This window comes from Belliella calami (assembly GCF_022549695.1).
Taxonomy (GTDB): domain Bacteria; phylum Bacteroidota; class Bacteroidia; order Cytophagales; family Cyclobacteriaceae; genus Belliella; species Belliella calami.
This window is the reverse complement of the sequence record NZ_JAKZGS010000001.1, coordinates 566,726-581,926: the sequence shown is the minus strand read 5'-3', so window position 1 is coordinate 581,926 and position 15,201 is coordinate 566,726. Positions and strand designations below refer to the sequence as shown.

Annotated in this window: 13 protein-coding genes; 7 read left to right on the top strand and 6 right to left on the bottom strand. The window is 36.9% G+C overall.

Features of this window, described 5'->3' with window-relative positions:
* The first annotated feature begins 103 nt into the window (after window positions 1-103).
* Window positions 104-253: a hypothetical protein gene (locus tag MM236_RS02375; RefSeq protein ID WP_241273328.1), complete on the top strand. Its 150-nt coding sequence runs from the start codon at window positions 104-106 to the stop codon at window positions 251-253.
* A gap of 539 nt (window positions 254-792) precedes the next feature.
* Here MM236_RS02375 and MM236_RS02370 read toward each other — a convergent pair.
* Entirely contained in the window at window positions 793-1,629 is an 837-nt protein-coding gene (locus MM236_RS02370; protein ID WP_241273327.1) for an endonuclease/exonuclease/phosphatase family protein, read from the bottom strand.
* Window positions 1,630-1,760: 131 nt separating this feature from the next.
* Between MM236_RS02370 and MM236_RS02365 the strand changes: the two genes are divergently transcribed.
* The gene (locus MM236_RS02365) at window positions 1,761-2,645 is read left to right on the top strand and encodes a flavin reductase family protein (protein ID WP_241273326.1); all 885 of its coding nucleotides are present in this window, start codon (window positions 1,761-1,763) and stop codon (window positions 2,643-2,645) included.
* Between the two features lie 46 nt (window positions 2,646-2,691).
* Here MM236_RS02365 and sppA read toward each other — a convergent pair whose 3' ends face one another.
* A complete protein-coding gene (sppA, locus tag MM236_RS02360; protein WP_241273325.1) occupies window positions 2,692-4,452 on the bottom strand; it encodes a signal peptide peptidase SppA in 1,761 nt (586 codons plus the stop codon).
* A gap of 73 nt (window positions 4,453-4,525) precedes the next feature.
* Here sppA and folK point away from each other — a divergent pair, with 73 nt between their 5' ends.
* Window positions 4,526-5,008, top strand: a complete 483-nt coding sequence (gene folK, locus MM236_RS02355) for a 2-amino-4-hydroxy-6-hydroxymethyldihydropteridine diphosphokinase (protein ID WP_241273324.1) — start codon at window positions 4,526-4,528, stop codon at window positions 5,006-5,008.
* Window positions 5,009-5,032: 24 nt separating this feature from the next.
* Here folK and fabD read toward each other — a convergent pair whose 3' ends face one another.
* Genes fabD through MM236_RS02335 form a run of 4 tightly spaced genes read right to left on the bottom strand, consistent with a single transcriptional unit; the run spans window position 5,033 to window position 9,781 of the window.
* Window positions 5,033-5,911 (bottom strand): ACP S-malonyltransferase, encoded by an 879-nt coding sequence (gene fabD / locus MM236_RS02350; RefSeq protein ID WP_241273323.1) that lies wholly within the window; start codon window positions 5,909-5,911, stop codon window positions 5,033-5,035.
* Window positions 5,912-5,937: 26 nt separating this feature from the next.
* A complete protein-coding gene (locus tag MM236_RS02345) occupies window positions 5,938-6,567 on the bottom strand; it encodes a carbonic anhydrase (RefSeq protein WP_241273322.1) in 630 nt (209 codons plus the stop codon).
* Between the two features lie 32 nt (window positions 6,568-6,599).
* The gene (locus MM236_RS02340) at window positions 6,600-7,007 is read right to left on the bottom strand and encodes a thiol-disulfide oxidoreductase DCC family protein (protein WP_241273321.1); all 408 of its coding nucleotides are present in this window, start codon (window positions 7,005-7,007) and stop codon (window positions 6,600-6,602) included.
* Window positions 7,004-9,781 (bottom strand): T9SS type B sorting domain-containing protein, encoded by a 2,778-nt coding sequence (locus MM236_RS02335; RefSeq protein ID WP_241273320.1) that lies wholly within the window; start codon window positions 9,779-9,781, stop codon window positions 7,004-7,006. Before MM236_RS02335 ends, MM236_RS02340 begins: the two co-directional genes overlap by 4 nt.
* Before the next feature lie 258 nt (window positions 9,782-10,039).
* On the opposite strand from MM236_RS02335, the gene MM236_RS02330 reads away from it, so the two are divergent.
* The 4 genes from MM236_RS02330 (at window position 10,040) to MM236_RS02315 (ending at window position 15,192) form a co-directional block, all read left to right on the top strand.
* Complete coding sequence (locus MM236_RS02330) at window positions 10,040-10,720, top strand: succinate dehydrogenase cytochrome b subunit (RefSeq protein ID WP_241273319.1); 681 nt, start codon at window positions 10,040-10,042, stop codon at window positions 10,718-10,720.
* 49 nt (window positions 10,721-10,769) lie between these two features.
* A complete protein-coding gene (locus MM236_RS02325; protein ID WP_241273318.1) occupies window positions 10,770-12,704 on the top strand; it encodes a fumarate reductase/succinate dehydrogenase flavoprotein subunit in 1,935 nt (644 codons plus the stop codon).
* A 29-nt stretch (window positions 12,705-12,733) separates the two neighbouring features.
* The gene (locus tag MM236_RS02320) at window positions 12,734-13,483 is read left to right on the top strand and encodes a succinate dehydrogenase/fumarate reductase iron-sulfur subunit (RefSeq protein WP_241273317.1); all 750 of its coding nucleotides are present in this window, start codon (window positions 12,734-12,736) and stop codon (window positions 13,481-13,483) included.
* Between the two features lie 284 nt (window positions 13,484-13,767).
* A complete protein-coding gene (locus tag MM236_RS02315; RefSeq protein ID WP_241273316.1) occupies window positions 13,768-15,192 on the top strand; it encodes a sodium:solute symporter family protein in 1,425 nt (474 codons plus the stop codon).
* The last annotated feature ends 9 nt before the right edge of the window (window positions 15,193-15,201 follow it).

Sequence of the window (15,201 nt, the reverse complement as noted above, 5' to 3'; positions counted from 1 at the left end):
AGCCCTGCAGCGCCGATGGTACTGGTACGCCGCGGCGCACGGGAGAGTAGGTCGCCGCCACATTATTCAAAGCCAGTCACGATAGCATTCGAGACTGGCTTTTTTGCGTTTACACCCCAGAGAGAATTATCCAGACAAGAATGCAGAATTGCAAAGATTTTCTGTAGAGCAGATGGCTCACGCAGAGACGCAGGAGCGCATAAGGGTTTTTATTGTTGGAAAGTTATGTGATGGGATTGATTTTTTGAATTGACCGGAGTGATGAAGGATGTTTAGACTTAAAAGTTTAGCGGAAAGACTTGGAAGAAAACCTTCGAGGTTTTTGAAACCTCAAAGGTTTACTGTCCCCAACCTTTGAGGTTTTTTTCAAACCTCGAAGGTTTTTGTTTTTTATAATAACCCTAAGATATCAAGGCAATCTCTGTTCTGAAACCTTCGAGGTTTTTTGAAACCTCAAAGGTTTCTTGTCCCCAACCTTTGAGGTTTTTTTCAAACCTCTAAGGTTTTTTGTTTTTTGTAATGATGTTATATTATAAGGAGAGAACCACTGTTCTAAAACCTTCGAGGTTTTTTGAAACCTCAAAGGTTTGCTGTCCTAACCTTTGAGGTTTTTTTCAAACCTCTAAGGTTTTTTGTTTTTTGTAATGATGTTATATTATAAGGAGAGAACTACTGTTCTAAAACCTTCGAGGTTTTTGAAACCTCAAAGGTTTACTGTCCCCAACCTTTGAGGTTTTTTGAAACCTCAAAGGTTTCCTGTTCTAATATTCAAGGTCTTTTGAAACCTCACATTCAGTTAAATGAAAGTTCAATTAGTACTGGGAAGTGGTCAGATGGATATTTTTTTCCATAATTATCTGTCAAAATACCATATCGATTAACAGTGATTCCCTCATTTATAAAAATGTGGTCAATGATGTTTTCTGGTGTTTTATTCCAGTTGTAGCCATTGAACGTGCCTAAATCTCCGTAGTGTGGTGTTTGGCTTTCATTTCTGGAATCTTTAAATCCTTTATTTACGATTACTTTGTATGCGTTGTTTTCCTTGTCAACATTGAAGTCCCCCATGAATATTACGGGTAAATTTTCATTGTTGATTTCTTTTATTTTGGACATTACCAATTTACTGCTTTCTTCTCTTGCCTGCTTACCTACATGGTCGTAATGAATATTGAACACATAAAATTTTTGGCCTCCTTGATCTTCAAATTTGGCATAAGTACATACTCGGTTCAAAGCAGCATCCCACCCTTTGGATGGAACATCTGGGCTTGTGGAGAGCCAAAAAGTTTTATTTTCCAAAAGGTTGAATTTTGTAGGGTTATAGAATATTGCCGAAAATTCTCCTTTTTGTCCACCCTCTTCTCTACTGGTTCCTACATATGGGAAATTTAAAGATTTGCTGATGTCTTCTAATTGGTTTTTTAGACCTTCTTGAGTTCCAATAATGTCCATTTGATGGAACTTTATCAAATTGAATAGATGTTCTGAACGGTCCTTCCAAAGGTTCTCCAAATCATTTTTATCGTCAAATTTTATATTGTAAGTCGCAAAATTATAATTTTGGGACATTGTCAAATTGATATTGATCAATAAAAGTGTCAGAATCAGTGAGAATTTAATTTTCATTTGTGGGTAGCGTTTTATTTTTGTTAATTTTAAAATTAGGAATAAAAATGTGCTTTTTCTTTAATTTTTCCAATTGAATAACAATTTGATAAAATTAGGCTTGTAGAATTAATAAATTAAATCCAAAAATAATGACAATTGATCCTAATTCTGTAAATGCTTCGGAATTTCAAGCGTATTTGCAAAGTGCCATTGCTCCAAGGCCGATTGCGTTTGCCAGTACAGTTGATAAAGATGGGAAAGTAAACTTGAGTCCTTTTAGTTACTTCAATGTTTTCAGTTCCAATCCGCCTATTTTGGTGTTTTCACCCTCTCGAAGAGTTCGAGATAATACTACCAAGCACACATTGGAGAATATTCATGATGTGAAAGAGGTAGTGATAAATATAATCGATTTCTCAATGGTAGAGCAAATGTCATTGGCAAGTACGGAATATGACAAAGGAGTTAATGAGTTTGTTAAGTCTGGTCTAACAGAGGCAAAATCTGTGAAGATAAGTCCTCCGAGGGTGAAAGAAGCACCAGTATCTTTTGAATGTACTGTAAAAGAAGTAATCTCTTTGGGCGACCAAGGTGGTGCTGGGAATTTGATTATTTGTGAGGTTGTCTTGGCTCATATTGATGATGCGATACTTGATTCAAAAGGTCTCATTGATCCTTTTAAATTCGAAGCTGTAGCAAGGATGGGAGGAAATTGGTACTGTAGAGTGACAAAAGGATCATTATTTGAAATACCTAAACCTCTCAGAAATAAAGGTATTGGAGTAGATCAGCTTCCTGATATAGTAAAGAATAGCCTAGTTCTAACTGGAAATAATTTAGGCAGACTTGGGAATATAGAAAAGCTTCCATCTGATGAAGAAGTTTGGGAATATGGAAATAGACCTGAAATAGAAGAAATAAAAATAAGATTTCAAAATGACCAAGAGAGTTTGTTGTTCAATCTTCATACCCATGCCAAGTCATTATTGGATTCTGGCAACGTTGAAGATGCTTGGAAAGTCTTGTTACAATAGTACTGATTATTTTAAGAAATAAAAAAAGGAGCCGAAGCTCCTTTTTTTATTCAACTATAATATCATAGGGCATTCTAAGCATAAGACCTTCGTATTTTTTTATTCTTTCGATTTCGGAATATACGGGGTAAAAACTTCCCAACTTATAGTGCATGTAGCGTGTTTGTACATCGTTAGTGAGGTCGGCCATGAGCCTTTCGAAAAATGATTTTTCTTGTGGTAAATATACTATTCTATAATCATCTTCCACGCCTACTTTTTTTGCTGCAATTTCAATTGCATCTTCCAGATTTCCCAAAACATCCACAAGCCCATTTTCCTTAGCCTGAATTCCAGACCAAACTCTTCCTGATGCGACATTCAATACCTCTTCTTTGCTCATATTTCTGCCTTCAGATACTCTTGAGATAAATGTATCATATCCTTCTTCAACATTGCTTTGGTAGATTGACTTTTCTAGATCTGATAGTTTTCTGGAAAAACTTAAAAAATCAGAAAATTCTCCCGTTTTTACTACGTCTGTTGTTAAGCCCAATTTGTTTTTCATAAAACCTTCTGCATTGAACCAAAGACCAAAAATCCCAATTGAACCCGTGATCGTATTTGGTTGTGCAACAATAGTGTCAGCTGGAGCTGAAATGTAATATCCTCCTGATGCTGCGTACTCTCCCATAGAAGCGATTACTGGCTTTACTTTTTTGGCTTCTGACAAAGCTCTCCACATTACTTCCGAAGCCAAGGCTGAACCACCAGGTGAATTTACTCTTACTACTATGGCTTTTACATTTTCATCCTTTTTGGCTTTGTTCACCTCTTTTACAAAAGATTCAGAAGCAATTACTCCTTCGCCTGTTCCACTCACTATATCACCTTGAGCGATGATTACTGCGATTTTATTTTTGGAAAGTGTATTCTTACTTTTTGCAGACTTATTGATGGTAGTGATATTTATGGAATTTATATCGTCATCTTCTTCGATACCCAGCTTTTCCCGTAATAGTTCTTTTACTTGATCTTCGTACCAAAGTCCATCAACCATTTTCAATTCAAGCGCATCTGCATTCTTACGAACAAGCATTTGACTGTTTATTTCTTGAACTCTTTCATAGGGTAAACCTCTGCTTTCTGATATTTTTGTAATAGCAAAGTCATTGAGATCATTTAAAAATACACTAGTTTGAAGCCTATTTTCATCACTCATTTTATCAAGTAGAAATGGCTCTACAGCACTTTTGAATTCTCCAACTCTAAAAATCACTGGCTCTACCTCCAATTTCTCAAATAAACCTTTGAAGAAAACGATTTCAGAAGAAAATCCGTTAAATTCCATTCCTCCCAGAGGGTTGAGGTATATTTCATCTGCTGCTGAACTTAAGAAATAGCCACTTTCTGAATAGATTTCACTGTAGGAGACAATGAATTTACCGGATTCTTTGAATGTGATCAATTCTTCCCTTAGCTCTTGAAGCATCGCCTGACCTGCGAAGACCATTCCTGCTTTTAGGTAAATACCTTTTACATTTTCATTTTCTGCAGCTGTTTTGATAGCCTTCTTAAGATTTAGCAAGCCTACGTTTGAAACAGCACTGAAACCTGGTATAGAGGATATGTTAAAATCGTCATCGCTAGTTCTTTCTACAATATTTCTTCCATCCAAATTCAGGACAAGAACAGTATTTTCTTTGATTTTCACTTCACTATCTGACGATGAAGCAATAGCTATAATTCCCGCCAAAATGAAGAAACTCAAGACTGAAAATACCAAAAGCCCAACGATTACAGCTAATACGTTTCCTAGAAATTTCATATTTATTTTTATTTAAGCTCCTAAAATACCGCTTTTTTCTTTATTGTTGAATCTTCAACCGAATAAATGAAAAATGAAGGAAGTTATTTTGATTATTGGGGGTAATGTAGGGGATAGGATTGCATTACTTTCTGAAGCAAAATCGAAGCTGATGCTTAAAATCGGTCAGTTAAAAGATAAATCTGCAGTTTATGAAACTCAGGCTTGGGGAGGTAAATCAAAAGGAGATTATTTGAATCAAATATTGATATTTGAAACTGATTTTGATGCAGAGTATATTTTGGATATAGCTTTAAAGGTAGAAAAAGAGTTGGGTAGGGAAAGGGATGTCAAATGGGGAAATAGAACCATGGATATTGATATTCTCTATTTTGGGAACGAAATAATTAACAAACATAACCTGATTGTACCTCACCCTTACATTGCTGAGAGGCGTTTTGTGTTGGTTCCTTTAGATGAAATTTTGCCTAATTTCATTCATCCCGTATTTAACCTTACAAACAAGCAGCTTTTGGATAGGTGTACTGATTTTTGTAAAGTCTCTAAGGTGGAATAAAAAAAGCCCATTTAAGGGCTTTTGTCAAATGCTAGACACATCTGCTTCTCGATGGATTTTCTTTACTAAGCCTTGAAGGACTTTTCCAGGCCCACATTCTATGAAAGAAGTTGCACCATCTTCCACCATTTGTTGGACAGATTGGGTCCATTTTACCGGTGCAGTCAATTGTGCAATTAAGTTGTTTTTGATTTCTGATACATCAGAAATACCAGTTGTGCTTACGTTTTGATAAACTGGGCAAGAAGGATTGTTGAAAACAGTATTTTCTATCGCAGCCTGGAGTTTTTCCCTCGCTGGCTCCATCAATGGTGAATGAAAAGCTCCCCCAACAGGAAGCGGCAAGGCTCTTTTGGCTCCGGCTTCTTTCATTTTTTCACAAGCTATTTCTATTCCTTTGTTTGAACCAGAAATAACCAACTGGCCTGGACAATTATAATTGGCAGCAACTACTATTTCTCCTTGGATTTCTTTACAAATCTCCTCCACAACATTATCATCTAAACCCAAAATGGCTGCCATGCCTGATGGATTGATTTCGCAGGCTTCTTGCATTGCCAATGCTCTTTGGTATACGAGTTTCAAACCATCCTCGAATGCTAAAGTTCCATTAGCCACCAATGCTGAAAATTCACCCAGAGAATGGCCAGCAACCATGTCTGGATTGAAATCTCCTGAAGTTTTTGCTAAGACAACAGAATGAAGGAAAATCGCAGGTTGGGTTACTTTTGTTTGCTTCAATTCTTCATCACTGCCTTCAAACATAATATCGGTAATTCTGAAGCCTAATACTTCATTTGCTTTTTCAAAAAGCTCTTTTGCTAAGTCATTATTCTCGTATAGATCTTTCCCCATTCCTGAAAATTGAGCCCCTTGGCCTGGGAAAATATATGCTTTTTTCATTATTTTGTTATTTTTTAAGTTCGTGGTTATACTCCAAGGTCATAAATTTCGGTAATCTCATTCAAAATATGGTCAATATCTAATTTTAAATCGATCAATCTCCCTTTAGATACATCAAAAACCCATCCATGAACTTTCATCCCTCTTTTGCGAACTGCCTTTTGAACAACTGCTGTTTTTAAAAGATTTACACATTGTTCTTGGACATTCAATTCAACTAGTCTGTTATACCTATTCGATTCATCTTCAATGGCATTCAATTCAACTCGATGGATCCTGTAGACATCTCTAATGTTTCTTAACCAAGGGTTTAAAATTCCCAAATCAGCAGCATTCATTGCAGCCTTAACCCCACCGCATTCATAATGCCCACAAATAACAATGTGATCTACTTTTAGATTTTCGACAGCATAATTAAGAACTGACATCACATTGAGATCGATGCTGATCACCATATTTGCAATGTTTCTGTGTACAAATACTTCACCTGGCTGAACTCCCATCAAGTCTTCTGCAGTAACTCTACTGTCAGAGCAGCCTACATACAAAATATCTGGGTTTTGGCCTTTTGCTAATTCTTTAAAATAATTAGGGTCTTTTTCAAGCTTACTCTCAATCCACTTTTCGTTATTTGCAAATACTTTTGAAATATCCATTTTTAAATTGGTTTATCGTTCTATGTTAAATTTTATAGAAATTTTGCTTTTTCTTCTTCAGTAGGTAGTCTGCATGTTTCTTTTTTGCCAAACCATTTGTACCTATTTTTTCCAATCCAATCATAAATAGAATCCCTCCATGAAGTAGGTAAAATGATTCCTGCATAAAATAATTTCCAAAATCCACCTAATTTTTTGGCAATCTTGAGGGCAGCAGTGCTTTTGTAATAAATACTTTCTCCTTCAATTAGTACCAAAGAATCTAAATAATCTTTATTTACCTTGTAATCGACAAGGATGTTTTTTACAGCATTGTCTTGAAGTGCACCAACTTTAAAGTTGTCATTTTTGTCATTTCTAATTATAAAGTCAACTGCATTGTTACAAAGATTACAAACTCCATCAAATAGGACAATACTATATTTGTCTTGAATTCTCATCTAATAATTTGGATTGTTCCTTTTAATTTTTGCTCTTGGAGAGCTGGGTCAAAAGCATCAAACCTTACTACTGCACTGTAGAAATATGTACCTGCCGGTAGCTCTTTTCCATTTTTATCTTTTCCATCCCATCTAATATAGATGTCAGATTCGTTTGCAGTAAAGCTATTGTAACTAAATACTTCAGCTCCCCATCGATTTACAATGAATATTTCTACACCTTCAACAAACCTTGGACATTTTGGGAATGGATTGTCAAAAGCCATAAAAGTCTCATTTACCCCATCTCCATTTGGAGTAAATGCGTTTGGTAATTCGTAGTAAGGACAATTATCCACACATACAATATTGCTAGGATCACTTTCATTGCCTGACCGATCCACAGCTGTGATATAGTAACAACCCTTGTAGTCAGGAAGATCAGTGATTATTCCTGTAGTGTTCAAAGCAGAGTAAGTTTCGATCAATGTGAACGTTCCCTCTTCTCCTTCAGGACTGAAGTATAGCCTATAGCTACTTAATTCATTATCACAATCTCCTGAAAAATCAGGTTCCCAACTTAAGTCATGCTCAAATAGGCTAGTTCCACAAGGTTTGTCTTCCAGGTAAGTTGAGCATTCAGGTCCTTCAAATGTCAATACTGGAGGACAAGGTAAACTGTTGTCATCAGGTCGTGCGCAAGTGATTTGACTTTTGTTTTCTAAAGGATAAGTCAAGATGTCGACATTATATGAACCCTTTGTAATCACGTAATAACAATATTCTATCTCTTTCTGGAGAGTTACTCCATTGTGGCTACCGTCATCAAAATAGGTGAATTCATTTGAAGTAACATCCACTTCTGCAATCAACGTGAAATTTTCTGCGTCTTCTGCAGCAGCGTCAGTTCTGTTTCTATAAACTTCGTGCCTAAATTCGCCTACAGCATTATTCCAAGGAACATTAAATGTCCAGTTTAATTCAATTGCTTCATTGATGATCACAGGGTCTAATCTAACAGAAGAAGCGATACTTGAGCTATCAATGGTTGTATTTCCTTCCTTGAGGATTACTTTATAGTTGTAAACAAGATTTTCAGTATTTAATCCTGAGTCAGTAAACACAGTATCTGAGGTTGTTGAAATTGATGTGCGATTTTGATTTCCTGTAAATCCTTCTGATCGGATGAGTTCATAGGTAAATGGTCCCGGGAACTGTTCTGAATCAATGTCATAGGGAGGAGTCCATTTGATAAAAATCTCACCGTTTTCATCGTCAGTTTCCTCTACACTTACATTTGTGATCAGCGGCACGTCAACATCAATTGTCACGCAAATCTCATCGGATACAATGCTTTCTCCCAATCTTGGAGATGGAAATGCAGCCACTAATCTGTAACAATAAGTGTTTCCTGGAGACAGACCTTCCTCTTGATTGTTGTCTAAGAAATTAAAAGTTGACATATCTGTCGTTCCAATCAATTCAAATCCTGCACGAATGCCAGTTTCACAAGAATCAGGCTCGTATGGGTCGCTGTTCAATCTTCTCCATATTTGCATCGTCTCTGCTGAATTTCCACAAGAATATGGGTCCCAACTTAATTGTACAGATCTGCCTGGGAGCTGTTCGATTTCATCGATTACAGGAGGAGGTGCGATGACTTTAATATTCCAAGTTTTTATATCTACCAAGGCAGGCCCCGAGCTTGGTTGGTCAGTAATTCTAACTCTTACTTGGTAAGGGTTTTCCTGAACATGGTTACATACAGTCTGCCAATTGAAATTGACAATGCCAGGGCTTGGTTGAAATACAGATTCTGGGTTATAAGTAGCAGGAGATGTTAAAATCTCAAAAGGACCACCAAAAATTTCAATTTTAATTGGATCACCATCAGGGTCACTACCTTGGATGATTTCTTCAATATTTGTTCCTGCTATTACACATAGGTCTTCTGGGAGGATTAATTCAGGACGTTGGTTGTTTGTGTTTTCGATAATGATCTGCATATCCCTGATAACATACCCAATAAGCCTAAACTGTCCGTCTATTTTTCTATACTCTTCAATCTTAAATGCAACATTGAATTGTCCTGCCAATCCAGGAGCATCCCATACCAAGTCTCCTGTGATGGCATCAAGTGTCAAAAACGCCGGAGTGCCACCGTCTTCCCTGTTGAAACTGAATTCGCTACTTCCTGGGCTTCTATAATTATTTACCCTTCTCTGGAAATCTTGGTTTGGAATATCCATAATGTAAGCCAAACTGTCCCCATCTGGATCATAAGCACCTGGATTATGAATGTATCTAATATTCACACCTCCATTATCAACAGGCGGGATAGTTAAAACAGGCGAGTTGTTAACGCCCAAAAAAGGGTCAATTCTAATCATGGTTTCCACATAAAAAGGTGTCTCCACAGAATTATCCATATTCAATGTGTTGTCATTTCTGTTGAATTCCTTGAAGCGAATCGTATATTGACCTGGCCCTTGATAAGTATGTGTTACTACAAAAGTGTTTTTTTCAATCTGGTTTCCCAAAGGCTCAACCAAAACAATATCACTTTCAGTATTGAGAGAGACTTCTCTGCCATCACCAAAATTTATTGTCCCTGGTCCGAAAATCACATTTGATCTTGTATCAGTATAGCCTACAACTGTTATTCTGTAGGTAAGCGTTTGGGTGGAAACTCGCTCTGCAATTATTTCTCCTGCTCGAATATGTGTTGCAGATGCCTGGTGGATATTTGCAAGCAAAAGAGCTACGGCAATTAAAAGTAAATATCTGATTTTCATGAATGTCTGACTTAACAATTACAAGATATACGAAAATAACTAAACGAAGTAGAAATTATTATCATTTATTCAAACAATAAAATTAATCACTTGGTTAGAATAATGTCAAAATTATGGGTTTCTATCTTGTTTTCAGGGTTATTTAGAACGTTTTAAAATAAGTTTAAACGGTGACGCTTTGATTGTTTACTAAGCTTTCCGAATGTAAATTTGACCTCAAAGTATAATCTGTAAACATTCTACATTTAATCAAAAAATATGAGTTGGGTATCTAAGACCTTAAATAGCACGCTGGGCCGAAAAGTATTGATGGCTCTCACTGGATTATTTCTAATTTTATTCTTGGTAGTACATTTAGCAGGTAATCTTCAATTGTTGATCCCAGACGGTGGTGAAGCATTTAATAAATATGCAGCTACTATGGCCAACAATCCTTTTATTAAAGTTGTATCAATTGGGAACTTTGCTTTCATTTTGATACACGTTATTTATTCAATCATATTGTCTAGACATAACAAAAAGTCAAGACCTGTTGGTTATTCAATCACAAAAGCTTCCTCAAACAGCACTTGGGCTTCAAGAAATATGGGGATTTTGGGGACTTTTCTTTTGATTTTTATTCTTGTTCACTTGAAAGGTTTCTATTATGAAGTGAAGTTTGGTTCAATACCAATGACTACTTATGAAGGTGTTGAGTTCAAGGATGTATTCGCAATAGTGTCTGCTGCATATAGTAATGTTCTCTATGTTGCATTTTATGTTTTGAGTATGGGGTTCTTGGCATTCCATTTATCACATGGATTTGCTAGCGCATTTCAGACATTGGGATTGAATCATGTAAAATATTCTCCGCTTATCAGAAAAGTTGGATTAGTATTTTCGATTTTGATACCCGCTTTGTTTGCGTTGATACCCTTGGTTATGTTTTTTCAAAACTAGTAGCCAAATAAATTGTTAATTGATTAATGAAATTAAAATCAACAAATCGATGATACTTGATTCTAAAATACCTGAAGGGCCATTGGCAGAAAAATGGACCAACCATAAATTTAATGTAAAGCTTGTAAATCCAGCCAATAAAAGAAAATATGATGTGATTGTAGTCGGGACTGGCCTTGCCGGAGCCTCTGCAGCGGCATCTTTGGCAGAACTAGGTTACAATGTAAAAGCATTTTGCTTCCAAGATAGTCCAAGAAGAGCGCACTCAATTGCTGCTCAAGGAGGGATCAACGCGGCTAAAAACTATCAAAATGATGGTGACTCAGTTTACCGATTGTTTTACGATACGATAAAAGGAGGGGACTACAGAGCTAGAGAGGGTAACGTTTATCGTCTAGCCCAAGTGTCTGTAAATATTATTGATCAATGTGTTGCTCAAGGAGTTCCTTTCGCGAGAGAATATGGAGGGCTTTTGGCGAATAGATCTTTTGGTGGAGCACAAGTTTCCAGAACATTCTATGCAAAGGGACAAACTGGTCAGCAATTACTTCTAGGAGCTTATTCTGCTTTGAGTAGACAAGTAGCTAATGGTAAGGTGAAGCTTTATCCTAGAACTGAGATGATGGATGTTGTTATGGTAGATGGGAAAGCTAGAGGTATAGTTACAAGAAATCTAATCACTGGAGCTATTGAATCTCATAGCGCACACGCAGTATTACTTTGTACTGGAGGATATGGAAACGTATTTTTCCTTTCTACAAATGCTATGGGTTCTAACGTCACTGCAGCTTGGAGAGCTCACAAAAAAGGAGCATACTTTGCCAACCCGTCTTTCACGCAAATTCACCCAACTTGTATTCCTGTTTCAGGAGATCATCAGTCAAAACTGACATTGATGTCTGAATCATTGAGAAATGATGGTAGAGTTTGGGTGCCAGCAACAGTAGAGACAGCAGAGAAATTAAGAAAAGGGCAAATAAAAGTAAACGATATCAAAGAAGAAGATAGGGATTACTATCTCGAAAGGAAATATCCTTCTTTTGGTAACCTAGTACCTAGGGATGTTGCTTCTAGAAATGCAAAATATGTTTGTGATGAAGGGAGAGGTGTGAATGAAACGGGAGAAGCTGTTTTCTTGGATTTCAGGGATGCTATCAAACGAGATGGTGAAGCCACTATAAAAGCAAAATACGGTAACTTGTTTGATATGTATCAGCAAATCACTGGCGATAACCCATATCAAGTTCCAATGATGATCTATCCAGCAGTTCATTATACAATGGGAGGCCTTTGGGTAGATTATAATTTGATGACAACTATTCCAGGATTGTATGCACTGGGTGAGGCGAATTTCTCTGATCATGGAGCAAACAGACTCGGTGCATCAGCATTGATGCAAGGATTGGCAGACGGCTATTTTGTAGCTCCATATACTATTGGAGATTATTTGGCTCAAAACCCAATTGAGAGAATTCTCACTGACCATCCTGAATTCAAAAAAGCTGAAAAAGAAGTTAGTGATAGAATTCAAAAACTCCTAAGCATCAAAGGTGACAAGACAGTTGATTTTTACCATAAGAAATTAGGGAAGATTATGTGGGATTATTGTGGTATGGCAAGAACAGCAGATGGACTTACCAAAGCCAAGGCAATGATCAAAGAATTGAAGAAAGAATTTTGGACTAACGTGAATGTTCTTGGTGCAAACGAAGAGTTAAACCAATCTTTGGAAAAGGCAAATAGAGTAGCTGATTTCATAGAATTGGGAGAATTGATGGTGGATGACGCATTGAATAGAAATGAATCTTGTGGAGGTCACTTCCGTGAGGAGTATCAGACTCCAGAAGGTGAAGCTCTAAGAGATGATGAAAACTTCGCTTTTGTTTCTGCATGGAAGTACTTGGGTGAAGGTCTTGAGGAAGAATTGAACAAAGAGCCTCTTGTGTTCGAAAATGTGAAGTTGACCCAAAGAAGTTACAAGTAATTTAACAAAGTATTAAACTCATCAGAGCTATGAATTTAACCTTAAAAATCTGGAGACAGAAAAACAACACCGACAAAGGTGCATTTAAAGAATATAAAATTGCCGATATATCTGAAGATATGTCTTTCTTGGAAATGTTGGATGTATTGAATGAACAACTTTCTACCAAAGGAGAAGATCCTGTTCATTTTGATCATGATTGTAGAGAAGGTATATGTGGAATGTGTTCGCTTTACATCAACGGAAATCCACATGGTCCTCAGCAGACGACTACTTGTCAGTTGCACATGAGATCATTTAAAGATGGAGATGTGATCACGATCGAGCCTTGGAGAGCAAAAGCTTTTCCAGTGTTAAAGGATTTGGTAGTGGATAGATCTTCTTTTGATAGAATAATCCAAGCAGGGGGATATGTGTCCGTAAATACAGGTGGTGTACCTGATGCAAACGAAATCCCAATCCCTAAGTCTATCGCTGATTTGGCAATGGATGCAGCTCAGTGTATTGGCTGTGGTGCATGTGTAGCGGCTTGTAAAAATGCTTCAGCAATGCTTTTCACCTCTGCTAAGGTCTCTCAATTGGCATTGTTGCCACAAGGTCAAGTAGAAAGGAAAATAAGAGCAGAAAACATGGTAGCTCAAATGGATGCCGAAGGTTTTGGTGCATGTACCAACACTGGAGCTTGTGAAGCAGAATGTCCAAAAGGAATCAGTATTACTAATATTGCAAGAATGAACAGAGAATATTTCTCAGCAGTATTGAGTAGCGATACCGTTTAAGATAGTAGGTATTTGAATATGATGGACTAGGAAGTGTTTAGGTTAAGTACTTTTTTTGGTTTTGTTAATATTCAGCTGTGTACCATTTAAAAATTATAGAAAAATTAAAAAGCCGGTTTTACTGGCTTTTTTTTTTGTGTTTTTATAATTATATAAATCTTAATTTTCAATATATGGGTATTGTTTAAATTAGATGAATTCTATCTTTTAGACTAAATCAATTATCTGTATCTTTGAAAATTACCATTATTTAAAAAATTGTTAATTTAAAAGAAAGGGGACTGATGCATTACATAGACCTCGGCATATTTGTCGGGTACATGTTGATAATGCTTGGGGTAGGATACTACTTCATGCAGAAGAATAAAAATCAAGATGATTATTATGTCGGAGGAAGAAATATTGGTAGTTGGCATATTGGACTTTCTGTAGTAGCGACAGATGTTGGAGGAGGGTTCTCGGTTGGATTAGGCGGTTTAGGTTTTGTGATGGGACTTTCAGGAAGTTGGATGCTATTCACTGGACTGTTAGGGGCTTGGTTAGCAGCGGTTTTTTTGATTCCTAGAGTAAAACAGGATCCCGCTTTTGCGAATTTTTATACATTTCCCCAGATTTTCAAGCACCTTTTTGATAGGAAAGTTGGGATAGTTGCAGCGGTTATCTGTTTGGTAGGTTACCTGGGATTCACCTCTTCACAGCTTTTGGCAGGAGCAAAGTTGGCATCAGGAACATTCGAAGAGTTGGATATCAACCATGCCTTGTGGATAATGGGAGCAATAGCAGTTATTTATACAGTTTTGGGAGGTTTGAAGGCTGTTATCTATACAGATACAGTTCAGTGGATTATTCTGATGTTGGGCTTTATATTTATAGGATTGCCAATTGCATATTTTCATGTAGGTGGATGGGAAGTTATTAGGCAGACACTACCAGATGAATTTTTTACCTTAACTAATTTAAGGTGGCAAGACTTTGCAAATTGGGGAATTACGATTTTGCCAATTTGGTTTATAGGAATGACCTTGTACCAAAGGATCTTTGCAAGTAGAGATGTAGCATCGGCAAAAAAGGCTTGGTTCATTGCCGGTTTATTTGAATGGCCAATCATGGCATTTATGGGTGTTTCTCTTGGGTTGTTGTCCAGAGTTGCCTTTGAACAAGATTTATTGATTTTTGATTTGGAGACTTTGGATCCTGAAATGGGACTGCCGATTTTATTACGAACGATTCTGCCTTCAGGACTTTTGGGATTGATGATGGCTGCTTATTTTTCTGCCGTATTATCCACGGCGGACTCTTGTTTGATGGCAGCATCAGGTAATTTGAGCACTGATATTTTTGGCAAGTGGCTCAACGAAAAAAGCGAAAGTACCCAAATAAGGTATTCCCAACTTTTCACTCTTGCCCTTGGTGCTGTAGCGCTTTTTGTTGCACTTCAAATGACAAATGTGCTTGAGCTGATGCTTTATTCCTATGCATTTATGGTATCGGGACTCTTGATTCCAGTATTGTTTGGTTTGTTTACAAAGAAAAAGGATCCAGATGCTGCATTGGCAGCTATGATAGTAGGGGGAAGTGTAACTGGTGGTCTAGGTTTAGCTAATGTAAACCTTCCATTGGAGTTAGATCCAAATTTTTTCGGGGTTTTTGCTTCTTTAGCAATATTTTTGCTAGTATATAAGTTTAAGAAAATGAAAAATTCGAAATAAAATTACAAA